Consider the following 18,745-nt stretch of genomic DNA (forward strand, 5'->3'; position numbering starts at 1 on the left):
CGGAGATCCGAATGAATCGTCTTGAAGGAAAAGTAGCGCTGATCACCGGCACTGGCGGCGGTCAGGGTCGTGTCGCAGCCTTGCGCTTCGCGCGCGAGGGCGCCGTGGTGGTGGGTTGCGATACGGATGCCGCGGCCCACGCCGAAACGCGCCGGCTGGTCGAGGCCGAAGGATTCGAGTTGCACGGCTCCGCCCCGGTGGACCTCGGCGACCACGAACAGGCCCGCGCCTGGGTCGAGTCCGCGGCGGAACAGTTTGGGCGCATCGACGTTCTCTACAACAACGCATCGGCCGCGCGTTTCGGACCGGTGGCGGAATTCTCGATCGCTGACTGGCACTACACGATCCGGAACGAGATCGACCTCATCTTCTACACGACCAAATACGCGTGGAAGCACCTCGCCGTGCGCGGTGGCGTGATCATCAACATCGCCTCGACCGCCGCTTGGGGCGGCTCCAAGGTTGCAGGCATCAGCGCCCACTGCGCCGCCAAGGGTGCGGTCGTCTCCTTCACCCGCCAGCTGGCGGTCGAAGGGGCGCCGGTCGGCATACGCGCGGTCAGCATTAGTCCGGGCTTCGTGAAGACGCCCGGCACCGCGGCCTTCGTCGAGAACCCCGTCACCCGCCGGGCGCTACTCGATGGCGTGCTGCAGGATCGGCCGGGGGAACCCGAGGAAGTCGTGTCGCTGGCCCTGTACGTGGCGTCGGACGAAGCCGCCTTCATGACCGGTTCCGACCTCGTCATCGACGGGGGTCTGCTCGCAATCTGAGCACGAGCCCAAAGGTTCGCGACCCAACAGTGAACGAACGGACGCATTGCCGCTGCGGCACCGTCCGAAGTCTGCGCAAAGCGCGGTGCAAATCGCGGGCGCAGGTCGCTCAAAACAGGAGGAAGACAGCATGGACATCATCGGTATCGGCTACCTGGGGTTCGAATCGGCGAACCTCGATGCCTGGCGCGAATATGGCCCGAAGGTCATGGGCTTTCAGATCGGGACATCCCCGACTGCGGATCCGGACACCCTCTACTTCAAGCTCGATGACCGTCGTCATCGGCTCGCATTCCATCCGGGCAAGATCGACCGCCTCGCTTACATCGGCTGGGAAGCCAAGGGCAAGCTGGAGTTTCACGCCGCCGTCGAGCGCTTCCGCAGCCATGGTGTCGAGGTAAGCTTCGGCGATCCGGAACTGTGCGACAAACGCGGCGTGAAGGAGCTGATCCGTTTCCGTGATCCGGTCGGATACCAGCACGAGCTGTTCTATGCCCAGAAATGGAGCCCGCGCTCCTTCGTGCCGGGCCGTCCGCACGGCGGATTCGTCTGCGGCGAACGGGGCGTCGGCCACATCGTCGTGATCACGCCCGAATACACGCCCGAACTCGAACACTTCCTCACCGGCATCATGGGCATGCACTGGTACGGCTCGGGCGCCGGCAAGGGCAAGACGGGGTTCTTCCGCTCCAGGCTCAACGACAAGACGAGCCACGATATCGCTTACGGTTTCGGCCCGGGCAAGGCCGGCGTGCAGCACATCGGCCTCTTCGTGCGCTCGGTTCGCGACGTCGGCGAAACCTACGATCTGGTCAAGAAGAACGGGCTGCAGATGATGATGACGTTGGGACAGCATTCGCAGGACCCGCACATGTCCTTCTATCACTTCACGCCGTCCGGCTTCGCGATCGAATGCATCACCGAACTCGAACCCTGGCACGATGACGGCTTCGAACTCAATCCGGAGCAGCTCTCCACTTGGGGTCATGAGATCGTCGGCCCCATCCTCGGCCCCAGCGTGCGCACGCCAGCGGAGGTCTTCGACCCCGAGGTTCTCCACGCGAAGGGTTGAGTGCCTGCGCGCGCACCAGCCGGACCGGGTTCCGCACCGCGCGCCCCGGTTGCGGCGCCGACCGCTACCGCGCACCCTATCGACATCATCTGAATGCAGCCACCGGAGCACGCGATGTACAGCCATATCCTCGTTCCGACCGACGGTACCCATCTCGCCAGCCAGACGATCTCTCAGGCCGTCCAGTTCGCCCGCAGCGTGGGGGCGCGCATCACGTTCTTCTATGCCGATCCGGATGCCGGCGCCTCTCTGACCGACGACGGTGCGCTGATCCACCTTCTCGACCCCGGCCTGTATCAGGACGACTTCGGCGGGCGCGCCCGCGAGATCCTCGCCAAGGCCGAGGTGTCGGCGCGCGCGGGCGACATCGACTGCGAGTGCGTGACCCGGCGGAGCAACCGGCCGCACGAGGCCATTCTCGCCGCCGCGAAGGAACTGGGCTGCGACCTGATCTTCATGGCATCGCACGGGCCGCGCAGCATTGGCGGCGTCATGCTCGCCTCGGAAACGCTCAAGGTGCTAGCTGGTAGCCGCATCCCGGTACTCGTGTCGTCGGTCGAAAAGAATGACCCGAACCCGGCGATGACGAAGGTCTGCGCGATCATCAAGGACGAGCACCGCTCGATCGCGGTAGTGTCCTACGGCATGCGGATGCTCGCTGGCGGACTGCGCGACGGCAAACCTGCGGATATCGGCCTGCTCGACGGCATGCTCACCTACCTCGACGAGTTCCCGGCCAAACTGCACCATCCAAAGGAAGATGCCTACCTCTTCGCGGCACTCAGGAGGCGCACGACGTCGCTCGACCAGGTCATCGACGATCTGCAACAGGAGCATCTGGATGGCGACCGACAACTTGCTGCCCTGCGCGCGGCCGTCGCCCACTATCAGGCGTCCCCCGACCCCGACGCAGAAACGCTCGCAAGCGCCATCGACGCCTTCGCCCTCGGGCAGCTCAGGCATATCGCACTCGAGGAGCGGGCGATCATCCCGGGCGCCTGCGACCACCTCGCGGAACAGGACTGGAAGGAGATCGTGGCGGCCTTCGGACCGAACGGCGACGCGCGCTTCAACCATCGCGAACGCGAGACCTACCGACGCCTGTATTCGCGAATTGCCAACCTGCACCAGACGCTGCCCCGCATGAGCACGCCCGGCCAGTCATGACGACTCCGGTGCCCCGCCCGTGAGTGTCGAGCGGAATGCCACGGGTGCGTGGGCGCCTCTCCTCCATCGGCCGTTTCGCGCGCTGTGGATCGCGGCGATCGCCGTCAACCTGTCGATGTGGATGCAGAACATCGGCGCCGCCTGGATGATGACCGAACTGCGGCCCGATTCGCCGCTGATGGTGTCCTTGGTCCAGACGGCGATGGCGCTGCCGGCCTTTCTGCTCGGGCTCCCGAGCGGCGTGATCGCCGATCTGGTCAACCGCAGGCGCCTCCTTCTGATCACCCAGACCTGTTCCCTCGCATGCGCCTGCCTGCTCGCAGCCACGGCCCTGGCGGGCGGCATCGGCGCTTGGCTGCTCCTCGGCCTCACCTTCGCGCTCGGGTGCAGCAACGCGTTCGGCATGGCGGCGTGGATTGCCGCCAACATCGACAGCGCGCCGAAGGGGCAGATACCGGCAGCGATCGCCCTGTCCACGGTCACGCCCAACATCGCGCGCGTCGTGGGACCGGCCGCCGCGGGGGCATTGATTGCGTTCGCGGGCGTCCCGACGCTGTTCGTCGTGGTCGCGGTCGGTTTCTTGATCTCACTGGGGCTGCTGCGCGCCCTGCCCGACACGGATCTGCGGCCCGGTCTGCCGCCCGAGCGGCTGTGGAGCGGCATCCGCAGCGGCGTACGTTACATGCAGCATTCCGCGCAGCTGCGGCTCGCGCTGCGACTGGTCTTCGCTTTCGTGACCGCAGGCAGCGCGATCTGGGCATTGCTGCCACTCGTCGCCCGTGACCAGCTCGGGCTCGCTGCAGGCGGGTTCAGCCTGCTCCTCGGCAGTCTCGGCGCGGGCGCAGTCATCGCGGCATTACAGGTCACCCGACTGTATCGTCGATTCTCCGTGCGCCGCATCGTGACCGGCGGCGGCCTGGTGTTCATGGCCGTCACAGCGCTGATTCCGGTGGTACACCATCTCTTCGTCATGAGTGCACTGCTCTTCGTCGGCGGAATGGCCTGGATGGCTGTCAATACCACCACCGGGACCGTGATCCAGACCTCCGCCGCAGCCTGGGTACGTGCTCGCGTTGCGTCGGTATACCTGCTCGTCATCATGGGGGCGATGGCAGCGGGCGGCGTATTGTGGGGCGCGATCGCCGAACGCATGGGCGTCGGGGCGAGCCTGTGGATTGCTGCCGGGTCGATTGCGGCCGGACTGATGCTGACCGGACGAGCTCGCATGCAAATGGGATCAGAGTCCGATTTCAGCGTCGCCGACACGCAGGAAACGGGGCCCGCTGCCAGTCCGGCCGACCATGAGCAGGGACCGGTTGCGGTCGAAATCACTTACCACGTACCGGCCGAGCGGCATGAGGAGTTCGTGCGCGCGGCCCACGAACTCGGCATCTCACGCCGACGAAACGGGGCGATCGCCTGGCGCCTCTATAGGGATCTCGAACACACGGATTGTCTTGCCGAACGCTTCCTGGTGGACTCGTGGCTCGACTACCTGCGCCAGCGCGACCGTGTCACCCGGCAGGACCGCGACATCGAGCGCCGCCTGGAGGCCCTCACGACGGACGGGAACTCGCGCACACGCCGCTTCATTGCGGAAGCGTGACGCCTGAAGCCGGTCGGGAGGAACTTCCGCAGCGTTCCGGCGCGGCCGGGGACGCATTGACGTCCCCTCCACACTTAGCGGTGCATCAATACCATGCCGACGAACTCGTTCATCGTCTTGTGCGCATAGAGATGCGACACCGCATACGCGTGACTCTCCAGCGTCCCATCGCACGATGGAGCTGAAGCACACGCCTGGGTGACACCTGGGGGGTGCAGCGAAACGAAGGAACCGTCGGTAGCGGTCAGCAACGCCGCCGCGACGGCGCTGATGCCGAGTGTTCTGATAGCCATGATGTCTCCTCCTGTCGAAGGTGCGCCTCTATCGGGCGGCGTTTCTTTATTTACACACTATATGTGCTTTTGTTCAAGAGTAGACAATACCCTGAACGAGCGCAAGGATTTTTTGCCGTATCCCTGGCGTGGTTGAATCAAAAAAAACCCACCGGCTTTCGACCGATGGGCGAAGGGATCTTCGGCAGGGATTGCAGCGGGAGAGGAATAGCTGCCACCGAAGAATCCAACGGGAACGGGTTGGCATCACGGCCAGCGAATCGGCATGACCTGCGGATCAAAGGCTCGCGGTCAGTTCGGGAACTGCGGCGAACAGATCCGCTACAAGGCCGTAGTCCGCAACCTGAAAGATCGGCGCCTCGGGGTCCTTGTTGATCGCGACGATCAGCCTGGAATCCTTCATGCCCGCCAGATGCTGGATGGCGCCGGAGATGCCGATCGCGATGTAGACCTGGGGCGCGACGATCTTGCCGGTCTGGCCGACCTGGTAGTCGTTGGGGACGAAGCCCCCGTCGACCGCGGCGCGGCTCGCTCCGAGCGCGGCGCCGAGCTTGTCCGCGAGCGGCTCGAGCAAGGTGCGGTAGTTCTCGCCGTTACCCAGCCCCCGGCCACCGGAGACGATGATCTTGGCGGCACCGAGTTCGGGGCGCTCACTCTTCGTGAGTTCGCGGCCGACGACACGGGTAAGGCCGAGGTCCTTCGCGGCGGGCACGGCCTCGATCGGCGCGGAGCCGCCGAGCGGCGCGGGGTCGAACGCAGCGGTGCGCACGGTCACGACCTTCACGCGGTCGGTACTCTTGACGGTCGCTAGCGCATTGCCGGCGTAGATCGGTCGCACGAAGGTGTCGGCCGATTCGACCGCGACAATGTCGGAGATCTGCGCGACATCGAGCAGTGCGGCGACGCGCGGCAGCATGTTCTTCCCGGCGCTGGTTGCCGCGGCGAAGACGTGACTGTAGTCGGCGGCGAGCGCGCGCACGAGCTCGGCGACGTTCTCGGCGGTCTGAGCTTCGTACTGGGCCGCGTCGCATACCAACACCTTCGCGACGGCGCCGATGGCGGCGGCGGCTTGGGCAGCGATGGAGCAGCCGCTGCCCGCGACCAGGACGTGGATGTCCGCTCCGACCGCTTGCGCTGCGGTCACGGCGTTGAGAGTCGCGGTTTTGATCGACTGGTTGTCGTGTTCCGCAATGACGAGGACGGCCATCAGATCACCTTTGCTTCGTTCTTCAGTTTATCGACCAGCGTCGCGACGTCCGGAACCAGCACGCCGGCACTGCGCTTGGACGGCTCGGCCACTTTCAGGATCGCCAGACGCGGAGCCACATCGACTCGCAGATCCGTGGGCTTCACAGTCTCGAGCGGCTTCTTTTTCGCCTTCATGATGTTGGGCAGCGTCGCGTAGCGCGGCTCGTTGAGGCGTAAATCCGTGGTGACGACCGCGGGCAGCGTCATCTCGAGGGTTTCGAGGCCGCCATCGATCTCGCGCGTGACCGTGGCAAGTTTCCCGTCCAATGACAGCTTCGACGCAAAGGTGGCCTGCGGCCAGCCCATCAGGGCGGCGAGCATCTGGCCGGTCTGGTTCGCGTCGTCGTCGATCGCCTGCTTGCCGCAGATCACCAGCTGGGGGGCTTCCGTGTCGCACAGGGCCTTCAGGAGTTTGGCGACGGCGAGCGGCTGCAGCTCCGCGTCGCTCAGTTCACCACAATCGACGAGGATGCCGCGGTCGGCCCCGATCGCCATCGCCGCGCGTAGCGTCTCCGCGCACACCGCCGCGCCGCAGCTCACCGCCACCACTTCGGTCGCGATGCCGGCTTCCTTCAGCCGCACCGCCTCTTCCACCGCGATCTCGTCGAAGGGGTTCATGGCCATCTTCACGTTAGCGAGGTCCATGCCCGAACCGTCCGCTTTCACGCGGGCCTTCACGTTGTAGTCAAGCACGCGCTTGACGGGTACCAGGATCTTCATGAGTCTCCTTGTTGCCGATTGTTGGTTGATTCCAGCGCTCCGTACGACCATCAAGGGCACGAGCGCCTCGACGTTGTCGTACGGCGCGCTTCAGGCTGCCCGTTCCGACCGGCCAGCCTCGAACCGGGCCTGCAGCTCTTCGCGACGCTTGGCCGCGCCGGCCATGCTGCGTTCCTTGACGTGGCCATAGCCACGAATCTCCTCCGGGATGCGCGCAAGCTCGATCGCGACCTCCAGCCGGTCTCGCGACAGGCCGTCGCAGATGCGGTCGATGAAGACGAAATAGTTCTTCACCAGCTCGCGCTCCTGGCACCGCTCCACGCTCCGGCCAAAGGGATCCAGGGCGGTGCCACGCAGGCCCTTGAAGCGGGAGAGCAGGCGGAAGGTACGCATCATCCACGGACCGTAGGCGCGCTTCTGCGGCAGGCCGTCAACGCCACGCTTCGCGACCAGGGGTGGCGCGAGGTGGAAGTTGAGCCGGTAATCCCGCCCGGGCTCGCCCTCGAACTGTTCGCGCAACTGGGCGAGGAATTCGGGCGCGCTGTGCAACCGCGCCACCTCGTACTCGTCCTTGTACGCCATGAGCTTCGCGAGGTTGCGCGCGACAGCCTCGGTCAGGGCGAGTCGGCCTTGTCCAACCACCGCTCGTTCGGCCTCTCGCACCCGCGCCACGGCATTTCGGTAACGCTCGCCATAGGCGACATTCTGATAATCGGTGAGCAGCCGCACACGGCGTTCGATCAGCCGGTCGAGCGACTCTGGCATGGCCAGCACCACCGCCTCACCCCGCCCCGAAGCGTCGGCCACCGGCAGTTTTCCCGCATCATGTGCTGCAAGCCGTCCCCACTCGAACGCCTGCTTGTTCTTTTCGACCGAGACGCCATTCAGCTCGATCGCGCGCAGCAATGCCGCTTTGCCGACCGGAATCCAGCCTTTCTGCCATGCGAACCCCAGCACGAGCGGATTGGCGTAGATCGTGTCTCCGAGCAGCCGCAGTGCAAGCGCGTTCGCGTCGATGAATTCACAGGCATCGCCCACACTGGCGCGGATGTCGCCCTCGGCCGCCGCCCCCGGAAACTTCCAGTCGGGATTCGACAGGAACTCCGCCGCCGGGGTCTGCGCGCTATTGACCACCGCTCGCGTGCGTCCCTGCCGTACCTTGGAGAGCGCTTCGCCCGAAGCCGAGACGATCTCGTCGCAACCGATCAGCACGTCGGCCTCGCCGGTAGCGATCCGGGTGGCGTGAATGGCCGACGGGGTCGCCGCGATCTGCACGTGGCTCAACACCGCCCCGCCCTTCTGCGCGAGCCCGGTCATGTCGAGCACGGTGACGCCCTTGTGTTCCAGATGAGCCGCCATGCCCAACAGCGCACCGATCGTCACCACCCCCGTTCCGCCGACCCCCGTCACGACGATACCGCAGGGTTTGTCCAGCCCGGGCAGTGCAGGTTCAGGCAGCGCATCCGCGGCAATCACCGGCGCCGACTCGCCCGCTGCGGGCTTGCGCAATTGCGCGCCCTCGGCGGTCACGAAGCTCGGGCAGAAACCCTTCAGGCAGGAGAAGTCCTTATTGCAGCCGCTCTGATTGATCTTGCGCTTGGTGCCCAGCGGCGTTTCCAGTGGCTCGACCGACAAGCAGTTGGAGGCCACGGAGCAGTCGCCACAGCCCTCGCAGACTGCCGGGTTGATGAATGCGCGGCGGGCCGGATCAGGGTAATCGCCGCGCTTGCGGCGGCGGCGCTTTTCGGTGGCGCAGGTCTGATCGTAGATCAGGATCGACACGCCCGAACTCTCGCGCAGTTCGAGCTGCAACGCGTCAAGCGCGTCGCGATGGTGCACCGTCACCGCATCCGGCAGACCGGCGCGCGTCGCGTACTTCTCCGGCTCGTCGCTCACGATCAGGACCCGGCTAGCGCCCTCGGCGCTCACCTGCTGCGCGATCTGCGGAACGGTCAGCACCCCGTCGACCGGCTGCCCCCCTGTCATCGCCACCGCGTCGTTGTAGAGGATCTTGTAAGTGAGGGTCGCCTTGGCGGCGATCGCCGCGCGAATGGCGAGCAGACCCGAATGGAAATAGGTGCCGTCACCGAGGTTCACGAAGACGTGCTTGTCGCCCGAGAAGTGCATCTGGCCGAGCCAGCTCACGCCCTCCCCGCCCATCTGCGTGAAAGTCTCGGTGCGCCGGTCCATCCACATCGCCATATAGTGACAGCCGATGCCGGCGAGCGCGCGCGAGCCTTCCGGCACGCGGGTGGACGTGTTGTGCGGACAGCCCGAACAGAACCAGGGCTTGCGCTCGACGGTCACGCGAGGCCGCGCCGCTTCGCGCTCCTTCCCCTCGATGACATCGATACGCGCGAACACGCGGGCGCGAAGGTCCTCGGGCAGCCCCACCCGCTCCAGTCGCGCCGCGATGGCCTTGGCGATGATCGCCGGCGACAGCTCGTAGCGCGCCGGAAGCAGCCATTGCCCACGCGGCACCGACCACTCGCCCCCCGAGTTGTCGCGCTCGTCGAACTTGCCGTAGACGCGCGGGCGGACGTCGTCGCGCCAGTTGTACAGTTCTTCCTTGAGGGCGTACTCGAGAATCTGGCGCTTCTCCTCGACCACCAGGATTTCTTCCAGTCCGGTCGCAAACGCGCGCGCATCGTGGGCGTCGAGCGGCCACACGCAGCCCACCTTGAACAGGCGGATACCGATGCGTCGGCAGGCGTCGTCGTCCAGACCCAGGTCCGCCAGCGCCTGACGCACGTCGAGATACGCCTTCCCTGCCGCCATGATCCCGAAGCGCGCGTCGGGCGAATCGATCACGATACGGTTGAGCTTGTTCGCGCGGACGTATTCGAGCGCCGCATACCACTTGTAATCGAGCATGCGCGCTTCCTGCGCGAGCGGCGTATCCGGCCAGCGGATATTGAGCCCGCCGTCAGGCATTGCGAAGCCATCCGGAATGACGATCTGCAGGCGGTCCGGGTCGATCTCGACCGATGCGGTCGACTCGACGACATCGGTGACGCACTTCATCGACACCCACAATCCCGAGTAGCGGCTCATCGCCCAGCCATGCAGGCCGAAGTCGAGATATTCCTGCACGTTCGCCGGGTACAGCACCGGAATGCCACAGGCGATCAACAGGTGCTCCGATTGATGCGCGACCGACGACGACTTCGCCGCATGGTCATCGCCGGCGAGCATCAGCACGCCGCCATGGGGCGAGGTCCCTGCGGCGTTCGCGTGCTTCAGCACGTCGGCCGAGCGGTCCACGCCCGGCCCCTTGCCGTACCACATCCCGAATACCCCGTCGCGTTGGGCGTTGGGGTAGAGATTCACCTGCTGCGTGCCCCAGACGGCGGTCGCGGCGAGGTCTTCGTTGAGGCCGGGCTGAAAGACTACGTCATGGGAGGCAAGATGCTTTTTCGCCTTCCACAGCGCCATGTCCAGCCCACCCAGCGGCGAGCCGCGATAGCCCGAAATGTAGCCGCCGGTGTTCAGCCCGGCGCGCCGGTCGCGCTCCTTCTGCAGCATGGGCAGGCGCGCCAAGGCCTGCGTACCGCTCAGGTAGATGCGTCCGGACTCCTGGGTGTACTTGTCCTCCAGCGTGACCGAAAGCAGTGCATCTCTCGCCTCGGCAGACAACGGTGAGTTCATCATCCCCTCCAGACCCTCTATTTATATCGACACATAGTACGAATCTGTCTATGTATCGTAAAATCACCAATACTGAGTTCTGGTATTAGGAAAACGGATGCCGGTCGACAACAACGTCACCCTGCGCCAGCTGCGCTACTTCATCGCCGCCGCGGAGACCGGCCAGTTCTCGATGGCCGCCACACGCGCCCACGTCTCGCAATCGGCCATCACCAATGCGGTGCTGCTCCTGGAAGAATCGCTGGGCGTACGCCTGTTCGACCGCAAGCCGCACGGCGTCGGCCTCACCGCGGAGGGGCACGGCTTCTATCGACGCACGCGCGACATCCTCGACTCGCTCGAAGACGCCCTGCGCGAACCGCGCTTCCAGGCCCACCACCTGAAAGGCGCGATCCGCATCGGTGCTTCCTACACCGTGCTCGGATATTTCCTGCCCCCGCTACTCGCCCGCTTTCGCGCGAATTATCCGGACGTCGAACTGGACCTCAACGACATGAACCGCGAAGCGATCGAAGCCGGGGTCGCGGCCGGCGACATCGAGCTGGGCGTGGTGATCCTGTCCAACGTCGTCGAGCGCGAACGCTTCGGCCACCACGTGCTGCTGCGCTCCCGCCGCCAGCTATGGACTTCGGCCGCCCACCCGCTCCTGCAGAAAGACAACGCGGCCCTCGCCGACGTCGCTGCCTATCCCTACATCCAGGTCACCGTCGATGAAGGCGAACTGTCGACGCAGCGTTATTGGGCAGCCAAGGGCATTCAGCCCGACATCGCGTTTCGCACCGGTTCGGTCGAAGCGCTGCGCGGGCTCGTCGCGCACGGCTTCGGCGTCACTATCCTGTCGGACATGGTGTACCGGCCGTGGTCGCTGGAAGGCAAGAAGATCGAGGCCCGCCCCATCCTCGATGTGGTACCCGACATGGAAGTCGGGCTGATCTGGAGGCACGACGGCGCGCTGGAACGACCCGCCGACGCGTTCAGGCAGTTCCTGATACAGGCTTGCGGGAGCTGAGCGGCGCGGCGGCCGTCACGGGCACTTGCGACGGGATGGTCTAGCGGCGACGGTCGGACGACGAGTACTCGGCCTTGGACTAAACCGCTCGCGCGGTAGGGCGGGCTGAACCGCTTCGAACCGTCAGGACGTCGCGGGTGCGCATCGGCAGTGCTCTGCCATGTTGGAAATGAGGCGATCCGCCTCGTTTTCGACAGGAGCACATCATGGAAACGACTGTCCGCCCCGTCAGCCCGCTGCGCCAGCGCATGATCGAGGACATGCGGATGCGCAAGCTGGGCGACAGAACCCAGGAAGGGTACGTGCGCGCCGTGCGCTACTTCACGAAGTATCTTGGGTGCGCGCCGTGCGCTACTTCACGAAGTATCTTGGGCGCGCTCCGGATACCGCGACCATCGAGGATCTGCGGAACTACCAGCTGTACCTCGTTGATCACGGGACGTCGCCCACGTCGCTCAACGCGGCAATTTCTGGCTTGAAGTTCTTCTTCACCGTCACGCTCGACCGTCCCGAGCTGATGGCCAAGATGCAGCCGGTGCATCTGCCGCGCACGTTGCCGGTGATCTTGAGCCCGGACGAGGTGAAGCGCCTGATCGCTGCGGCGGGCAACCTGAAACACCAAACTGCCCTGGCGCTGGCCTATGCGACGGGCCTACGAATCAGCGAAGTCGTGTCCCTGAAGGTCACCGACATCGACAGCCAGCGCATGACCCTGCGGGTTGAACAAGGCAAGGGCCAGAAGGATCGTAATGCGATGCTTTCGCCGTTGCTGCTGGAACGGCTGCGCGTGTGGTGGCGGGTGGCCCGCGCGCAGGGCAAGATGCTCGATGGCGGCTGGCTGTTCCCGGGTCAGGATCCGGTCCGGCACCTCAGCGCCCGGCAACTCGACCGTGCCATCCACGCCGCTGCCGACGAAGCCGGCATCGAGAAGCGGGTGTCGATGCACTCGCTGCGCCATGCCTTTGCCACCCACCTACTGGAGCAGAAGGTCGACATCCGCCTGATCCAGGTCCTGCTCGGGCACAAGAAGCTGGACTATCTCCCGCGCCGGACTATGTCCCGCTGCGCCGCCTGCCCCCTGGTGACGAAGGGGTGTGTGACTCCTGCGGGACATAATCGGCACGGCTACAGACTCTTCAGGAAGGCCAACAGGCGATCGTCGGGTCGATACCTGCCGGGTTTGCCCTCGGGAGGTGTGGTCATGTCCAGAACCCGCTGCTTCAACTCAAGGTTGGCATCCAGGTAGATCTGCGTCGTCTCGATCGACTCATGACCGAGCCACAACGCGATCACGCACTGCTCGGCACCTTCGCGGAGGAGGTCCATTGCCGTCGTGTGCCGAAGCACATGAGGACTCACCCGTTTATGCTTCAGCGATGGGCAGGCGTTGGTAGCGACGGCAACGTGTTTGGCCAACAGGTAGTGCACGCCATGGGCGCTCAATTGCCCGCCTCTCGCGTTCGGGAACAACGGCTGAGCGGTTGCCCTGACTGGCTCTCTCACCCAGGCAGCCAGGACGGCTCGGGTGTTCTTGCTCAGCGGCGTACACCGCTCCTTACGCCCCTTGCCGATTACGCGCACGTGCGCGCCGCACCCCAGATGCAGATCCTCCTGCCGAAGGCTGGTTAGCTCCGACAGGCGCAACCCTGTCTGCACCGCCAGCAGAATTAGCGCGTGATCGCGGCGCCCTGACCATGTGCGCTGATCCGGCGCAGCGAGTAACGCATCGACCTCTTGTCGATTCAGGAACGGGACCAAGGCACGCGTGAAACGCTTGGCTGGAATGGCCAGCACGCGCTGGATCTGCGCGGCATGGACGGGTGCCTCGAACGCCGCGTAGCGGAAGAACGAGTGGATTGCCGTCAGGCGTAGGTTGCGTGTTCTGGGGGTCACGGCGCGGACCTTCTCCATCTCGTCGAGGAAGGCAACGACCAGTGGAGCATCTATGTCCTCCATCTCCAGCGTCGAAGGTGCCTTGTGAAGTCGTTTCTGCACGAACTGCAGTAGTAGCCGGAACGTGTCGCGGTAGGAGGCGATCGTGTGGGCACTGGCTTGACGCTGCTGCATTAGCCGCTGTGTGAAGAAGCCTTCCAGCAGCGGGGCAAAGCTCGCCTGGCTCCTCATGATGACTCTCCCCAGCGCCGCTCCAGTCGCGCCATCGCCTGCGCCATCAGCTCGGGGCAGCTACTCAGATACCAGTAAGTGTCTGCCACGCACACGTGCCCGAGGTAGGTCGACAGAACCGGCAGGCGCCGCGCCGGACTCGCCTGGCTCCTCATGATGACTCTCCCCAGCGCCGCTCCAGTCGCGCCATCGCCTGCGCCATCAGCTCGGGGCAGCTACTCAGATACCAGTAAGTGTCTGCCACGCACACGTGCCCGAGGTAGGTCGACAGAACCGGCAGGCGCCGCGCCGGATCCTCTCCAGCCTCGTACCAACGCGTAAGCACCTGGACGGCAAGACGATGGCGGAAGTCATGCAGCCTGGGGCCTTTGCTTGCGCCGGGCGCGCGCAGGCCGGTTTGCCGCGACAGCGCGTAGAAGGCTCGATGAACTCGGCCAAGGTCCAGCCGGGTGCCACGGTTGGAGACAAACACGTAGGCAGAACCGCGCGGTCCCAGGAACTGTTCGCGACGCTCAAGGTAGTCGGCGAGCACCGTGCGTGTGCTCGGATGGATGGGTACCAGCCGAGATCGGCCAAGCTTGGCAGCCCGAATCGTCAGCAAGTCTTGATTGAGATCGACGTCGCCAAGTTTCAGATCGAGTGCCTCGGAGATCCTTAACCCCGTGACGCTGAGCAATCCCAGAAGGCAGTAAAACACCCATGGCCGCAAGGGCGTCGACGGCCATTTCGTCGGCAGCTTCAGTGCCGCATCCAGCAAGCGTTGCACTTCCAACTCGGTGTACAGGTAGGGCCTGGCGCGGGTCGATCGGTGCGGCAACAGCTCCGGCGGAGGAACCTCGGTGAGGGCGTCTGTGATGCTGCAGTAGCGAGCGAAGCCGCGCACGAAGCCTAGACGTCGGGCCCACTCCGCAGGTTGAACGCTCTTGGACTGTTGCGCCCACTCCAGAGCCAGTTGGACGGTGATGTGGTGTGCCTGATGCTCATCCATGAAGGCGACGAACCGTGGCAGCAGAAGGCCGGCGTCGCGCATCTTGAAGCCCAGTCCACGGCGCAGTGCAAGGTAGCCCAGCAAGGTCTCACGAAGCGTGTTCATCGTGCACCTCCTGGCCAGGGCAAGGCCAAGGACCGCAGCGACTTGATGTCCACCGTGGCATAAATGGACGTGCTCTGTGGGCTGCGATGGCGCAAGACCTCGCCGATCTCGGGGAGCGAGGCACCACCTTGCAGCATGCGCACGGCCAAGGCGTGCCGGAACTGGTGCGACCCGCGGTGGGCTGCATTGACCTGGCCGCGCCGGAGCGCGTAGCGCACGATGGAGCCGATCCCATCGGAGCCTTCCAGCAGGCCGCGGATCGGCGCCATAGAGCGCAGGAACAGGTGCCGATCCGTGCTGGTGGGCCGCCCATGTTCGAGATACACAGCGATGGCCTCGCCGACATCGGCCGGCATTGGCAAGAGGCACTCTCGCCCACCCTTGCCCCGCACTCGCAGGTGCCCTGTGTCCCAGTCGCAATCCTCGAGCGTCAGCGCGATGATCTCGTGAGCGCGCAACCCCAAACGGGCCAGGAGCAGCAACACAGCGCGGTCGCGCCGGCCGATTGCAGTGCTGAGGTCGCAGCTGTCGATTGCGCGTTGCGCATGAGCGGGCGATATGGCCTTGGGCAGCCGTGGCGTGGTGGTCCAGGTGGCCACGGATGGCACGGATGCAACGAGTCCGGGGGCCACCTCGCCACGATACTGCGCGTAGCGAAGGAACGAACGCATTCCGTTGACGACACGCTTCAGCGACGGCGGCTGCATGCGTTTGGTTCGGCATTGCACGAACTCGATTACATCGGCGGCGCGCAGCACGCGCAGATCGACCCTGTCGCGTTCGAAGCGCTCAGAGAGGAACTCCCGTGCGACAGTCGTGTAGCACTCGATCGTCGCGGCGGCCAAGCCTTGGTGATTCTGAAGGTGCTGTCCAAAACCGGCAGCAAGTTCGTCCGCCTGTGTGGCGTCGACGCGGGCAACTTCGCATACACCGTGACCGCGCAAGAATCGCAGCAGGTCAGTTACTTCATAGCACTCGCGGCGCCGGGTCTCGGCGCGGATGCGCCGGCGCCAACGTCGCCGGCGGCGCTGGTACTGCTCGATGTGAGTTTCGCAGAGCTCAGCCAACGCCACGCCATGCTTTGCAAGCCAACGGTCGAACGACACTGCGTGCCGCGCCTTGATGTGGACGACGCTCGCTGCGTACTGTTGGTCGATCAACGATGCGACAAACGCGCCAAGATGTCCGGCAAGCGGGCCAGTGGCCCGGCAGACAAGCGCCACAGCGCTCTCATACGACGGTTCCATGACTTTCTCCTTGCTGTAGGCAGTAGTGCCTACAAGGAGTGTCGCTATGTACCGTGTGCTGAGCACCGACCCATGATGTTCCAACCCGTATCACGATCACGGGACATAGTCCGGCGCGGGAGATAGTCCCGCCTATTGCCAGCTGGCAATAGGCTCGAAACAACCGCCCTGTACGCCCAGGTCGCCACCGACATCCTGCGCGAGGTCGTCAGCCCGCTGGAGAGGCTGAACTCCCCGTAGCGCCGCCATGGGGCGGCCTGCCCTGGAGGTCGCCGACATCTTCCGCACCCATGGCCCCGCGTGGCGAGCAAAGCAGTCAGGCCACCTGAGCCTCGGTCAGCTCAAGGTCATGTCGGCCATCGAACAGTGCCGCACCGCGGCGCTGGGCGGACACGCATTGCGTTGCAATGGCTGCGGGCATGAGGAGATCAGCTACAACTCCTGCCGCAACCGGCACTGCCCGAAGTGCCAGGCGCGTGCCGCCCAGCGCTGGCTCGAGGCCCGACAAGCCGATCTGCTGCCCGTCGAGTACTACCACGTCGTCTTCACGCTGCCCGAACCGATCAGTGCCATCGCCTACACCAACAAGGCGGTGCTCTACCGGCTGCTGTTCGACATGGCGGCGGAAACGCTGACGACCATCGCCGCCGATCCGAAACACCTCGGCGCCCAGATCGGCGCCACTCTGGTCCTGCACACCTGGGGTTCGGCATTGACGCATCATCCCCACGTGCATGGCATCGTCCCCGGCGGCGGAATTTCTGCAGATGGGAAACGCTGGATCGCTTGCCGGCGCGGGTTCTTCCTGCCGGTGCGCGTGCTGTCGCGCTTGTTCCGTCGGCGCTTCATCGAGGAACTCGAGAAGCTGTATCGTGCCGGCCAGCTGCAATTCTTCGGGGAGCACGCGCCCCTGGCCGATGCCGGCGCATTCGGCCGGTGGTTGGTGCCGCTGCGCCGGTGCGAGTGGGTGGTGTATGCCAAGCGTCCGTTCGCCGGTCCCGAGGCCGTATTGGCCTACCTCTCCCGCTACACCCACCGGGTGGCCATCTCCAACCGGCGATTGGTGGCGATGGATGAGCATGGCGTGTCCTTCCGCTGGAAAGACTACCGAGCCAAGGGGGGTTCCCGCCACAAGACGATGACGCTCGCCGCCGACGAGTTCATGCGGCGCTTCCTGCTGCATGTGTTGCCAACGGGTTTCCACCGCATCCGTCACTACGGACTGCTGGCCAATGCCGGGCGACAGCAGAATCTCGCCACGGCACGTGCCTTGCTCGATGTGCCTCGACCCGAACCGGTCGACAACGAAAGCGCCGCAACGCCACCGCCGACCTTCGTCTGTCGCTGCTGCGGCGGCGCCATGCTGGTCATCGAGATCATGATGCGTCGACAGCCGATTCGCGCACCGCCATGATCCACCGCTTGCAGCTCTTTCCTCACACGACAGCATCGGCGCCCGATTTCCCGGCGCCGGGAGCGGCCGGCTGTTGCTCGATGCCGTATCGCCAGCATTCGCCGCCTCTGGCACGTGTGATCGTGCCGCCTATGAGCGCCGTCGGTGCCGATCTGTGCGTTGCCGACGCTTCGATGCGCCAATCATCGGCCATCTTGGGAACACCGCCTGGCGTCAAATCCCCATAGGCCGTGCCCTACCCGAACCGCGCACCAGCATTCCGCGGTTTCGTCCCTGGAGGTTTATTCAACGTCTGCCCGCAGGCGCTCTCGCGTCATCCAGCCTCGTCACGTGAAGGGCAGACGTCAAACAAACCTAAACCAGAACGGTCATTGGAGACCGAAGCCGCCTACGACCGGAATGTGCAGGTCAGCGGTCATCGACCCCGAAATCGTCGCGAATGACTGCTTGGCACTTCCGCTTATAGCCGGACCCGACCCCGCGGCCGTTCGCTTTTCCCAAGAGCAGACGCTAAAGGCCTATCGCATGAAAGGCTGACGGCTTAAGCGTTTGTGTTTAACATCAGCGCTGTCACAATAAAAATGGCAGCTTGTATATGGCAAGATGCACGGCACCAGTACGTGGACACAAGTCGGCAGCAGCGGCTGCGGCCTGTCCTGCATGCAGCAGCCGCGGCTACCGCTACGGCGGTGGCTACAGCTACAGCTCGCCCTACTCCACGTCGGGCAGCGGAGGAGGTGACTACAGCAGCAGCGGCGGTAGCAGGTCCGGTAGCGGAGCAAGGCCGCGCTGGTCGCGAGCCGGGTCGTCCGTCTCGTACACGCCTTCCCAAGTGCAGTCACTCACGCCAATTCGCGAATCCGTTGAGAAGACAGCGGTAGAGCAGCCTGACCTTCGCGATTGCTTCCTGTGCCACGCGTGGGACGATCGGCAGGGGGCAGCCAAGGAGCTGTACGAATTGCTCGTGTCGGCTGGTGTCAAGGTATGGTTCAGCGAGAGGGACCTTGGCCTTGGCGTGCCGATGATGCGTGCCATTGACAAGGGCTTGGCGAATTCGCGCATCGGGCTTGTGCTGGTCACCCCGAACCTGTTGCGCCGCCTCCCGCAAGAGGGCGTCGCCGACAAAGAGCTTTCGGCCCTCTTGGCGAGCAACCGGCTCGTGCCCATCGTGCACCAGACGACGTATCCAGCGCTCCGGAATGTCAGCCCCTTGCTTGCTTCCCGAACTGGCCTGGACACTGCCGAAGACTCAATGGCGGTGGTCGCAACTAAGATTGCCGAGCTGGTCGCCATCTGGGCCTAGCAGGCTTTCTACCAACCGGCCGAGAGCCAAT

General features: G+C 64.9%; 15 protein-coding genes and 1 pseudogene. 8 read left to right on the forward strand and 8 right to left on the reverse strand.

Annotated elements, in window-relative coordinates; genetic code table 11:
- Positions 1–11: 11 nt before the first annotated feature.
- The 4 genes from CDA09_RS13695 to CDA09_RS13710 all read left to right on the forward strand — a co-directional run bounded on the left by CDA09_RS13695 (position 12) and on the right by CDA09_RS13710 (position 4,615).
- The gene (locus CDA09_RS13695) at positions 12–770 is read left to right on the forward strand and encodes an SDR family NAD(P)-dependent oxidoreductase (protein ID WP_121429182.1); all 759 of its coding nucleotides are present in this window, start codon (positions 12–14) and stop codon (positions 768–770) included.
- 130 nt (positions 771–900) lie between these two features.
- Complete coding sequence (locus CDA09_RS13700) at positions 901–1,842, forward strand: 2,3-dihydroxybiphenyl 1,2-dioxygenase (RefSeq protein WP_018990605.1); 942 nt, start codon at positions 901–903, stop codon at positions 1,840–1,842.
- Between the two features lie 114 nt (positions 1,843–1,956).
- Positions 1,957–3,009: a universal stress protein gene (locus tag CDA09_RS13705; RefSeq protein WP_050416126.1), complete on the forward strand. Its 1,053-nt coding sequence runs from the start codon at positions 1,957–1,959 to the stop codon at positions 3,007–3,009.
- A gap of 19 nt (positions 3,010–3,028) precedes the next feature.
- Complete coding sequence (locus tag CDA09_RS13710) at positions 3,029–4,615, forward strand: MFS transporter (protein WP_121429183.1); 1,587 nt, start codon at positions 3,029–3,031, stop codon at positions 4,613–4,615.
- A gap of 74 nt (positions 4,616–4,689) precedes the next feature.
- Here the strand turns inward: CDA09_RS13710 and CDA09_RS13715 are convergent, their stop codons facing one another.
- From CDA09_RS13715 to CDA09_RS13730, 4 genes are all read right to left on the reverse strand, one after another.
- Entirely contained in the window at positions 4,690–4,908 is a 219-nt protein-coding gene (locus tag CDA09_RS13715) for a hypothetical protein (protein WP_121429184.1), read from the reverse strand.
- Between the two features lie 277 nt (positions 4,909–5,185).
- A complete protein-coding gene (locus tag CDA09_RS13720; protein WP_121429185.1) occupies positions 5,186–6,115 on the reverse strand; it encodes an electron transfer flavoprotein subunit alpha/FixB family protein in 930 nt (309 codons plus the stop codon).
- The gene (locus tag CDA09_RS13725) at positions 6,115–6,876 is read right to left on the reverse strand and encodes an electron transfer flavoprotein subunit beta/FixA family protein (protein WP_121429186.1); all 762 of its coding nucleotides are present in this window, start codon (positions 6,874–6,876) and stop codon (positions 6,115–6,117) included. The genes CDA09_RS13720 and CDA09_RS13725 overlap by 1 nt, the downstream gene beginning before the upstream one ends.
- Before the next feature lie 90 nt (positions 6,877–6,966).
- Positions 6,967–10,524 carry an indolepyruvate ferredoxin oxidoreductase family protein gene (locus tag CDA09_RS13730; RefSeq protein WP_121429187.1) on the reverse strand — a complete coding sequence of 1,186 codons (3,558 nt, stop codon included), beginning with the start codon at positions 10,522–10,524 and terminating at the stop codon, positions 6,967–6,969.
- Positions 10,525–10,621: 97 nt separating this feature from the next.
- On the opposite strand from CDA09_RS13730, the gene CDA09_RS13735 reads away from it, so the two are divergent.
- Both CDA09_RS13735 and CDA09_RS13740 read left to right on the forward strand, forming a co-directional pair.
- The gene (locus CDA09_RS13735; RefSeq protein WP_018990595.1) at positions 10,622–11,533 is read left to right on the forward strand and encodes a LysR family transcriptional regulator; all 912 of its coding nucleotides are present in this window, start codon (positions 10,622–10,624) and stop codon (positions 11,531–11,533) included.
- A gap of 169 nt (positions 11,534–11,702) precedes the next feature.
- A pseudogene (locus CDA09_RS13740) lies at positions 11,703–12,506 on the forward strand (tyrosine-type recombinase/integrase); the annotation flags it as partial.
- Between the two features lie 152 nt (positions 12,507–12,658).
- Here the strand turns inward: CDA09_RS13740 and CDA09_RS23670 are convergent.
- Genes CDA09_RS23670 through CDA09_RS13755 form a run of 4 tightly spaced genes read right to left on the reverse strand, consistent with a single transcriptional unit; the run spans position 12,659 to position 15,997 of the window.
- Entirely contained in the window at positions 12,659–13,657 is a 999-nt protein-coding gene (locus tag CDA09_RS23670) for a site-specific integrase (RefSeq protein WP_121429188.1), read from the reverse strand.
- Positions 13,654–13,812 carry a site-specific integrase gene (locus CDA09_RS23365; protein ID WP_164844417.1) on the reverse strand — a complete coding sequence of 53 codons (159 nt, stop codon included), beginning with the start codon at positions 13,810–13,812 and terminating at the stop codon, positions 13,654–13,656. Before CDA09_RS23365 ends, CDA09_RS23670 begins: the two co-directional genes overlap by 4 nt.
- The gene (locus tag CDA09_RS13750; protein WP_121429189.1) at positions 13,809–14,750 is read right to left on the reverse strand and encodes a tyrosine-type recombinase/integrase; all 942 of its coding nucleotides are present in this window, start codon (positions 14,748–14,750) and stop codon (positions 13,809–13,811) included. The genes CDA09_RS23365 and CDA09_RS13750 overlap by 4 nt, the downstream gene beginning before the upstream one ends.
- Positions 14,747–15,997 carry a tyrosine-type recombinase/integrase gene (locus tag CDA09_RS13755; protein ID WP_121429190.1) on the reverse strand — a complete coding sequence of 417 codons (1,251 nt, stop codon included), beginning with the start codon at positions 15,995–15,997 and terminating at the stop codon, positions 14,747–14,749. The genes CDA09_RS13750 and CDA09_RS13755 overlap by 4 nt, the downstream gene beginning before the upstream one ends.
- Positions 15,998–16,244: 247 nt before the next feature.
- Between CDA09_RS13755 and CDA09_RS13760 the strand changes: the two genes are divergently transcribed.
- Both CDA09_RS13760 and CDA09_RS13765 read left to right on the forward strand, forming a co-directional pair.
- A complete protein-coding gene (locus CDA09_RS13760; protein WP_121429191.1) occupies positions 16,245–17,411 on the forward strand; it encodes an IS91 family transposase in 1,167 nt (388 codons plus the stop codon).
- A gap of 832 nt (positions 17,412–18,243) precedes the next feature.
- Complete coding sequence (locus CDA09_RS13765; RefSeq protein WP_286164139.1) at positions 18,244–18,714, forward strand: toll/interleukin-1 receptor domain-containing protein; 471 nt, start codon at positions 18,244–18,246, stop codon at positions 18,712–18,714.
- Positions 18,715–18,745: the final 31 nt, after the last annotated feature.

Origin of the sequence: Azoarcus sp. DN11, assembly GCF_003628555.1 — a bacterium.
In the GTDB taxonomy this organism is placed as follows: Bacteria; Pseudomonadota; Gammaproteobacteria; order Burkholderiales; family Rhodocyclaceae; genus Aromatoleum.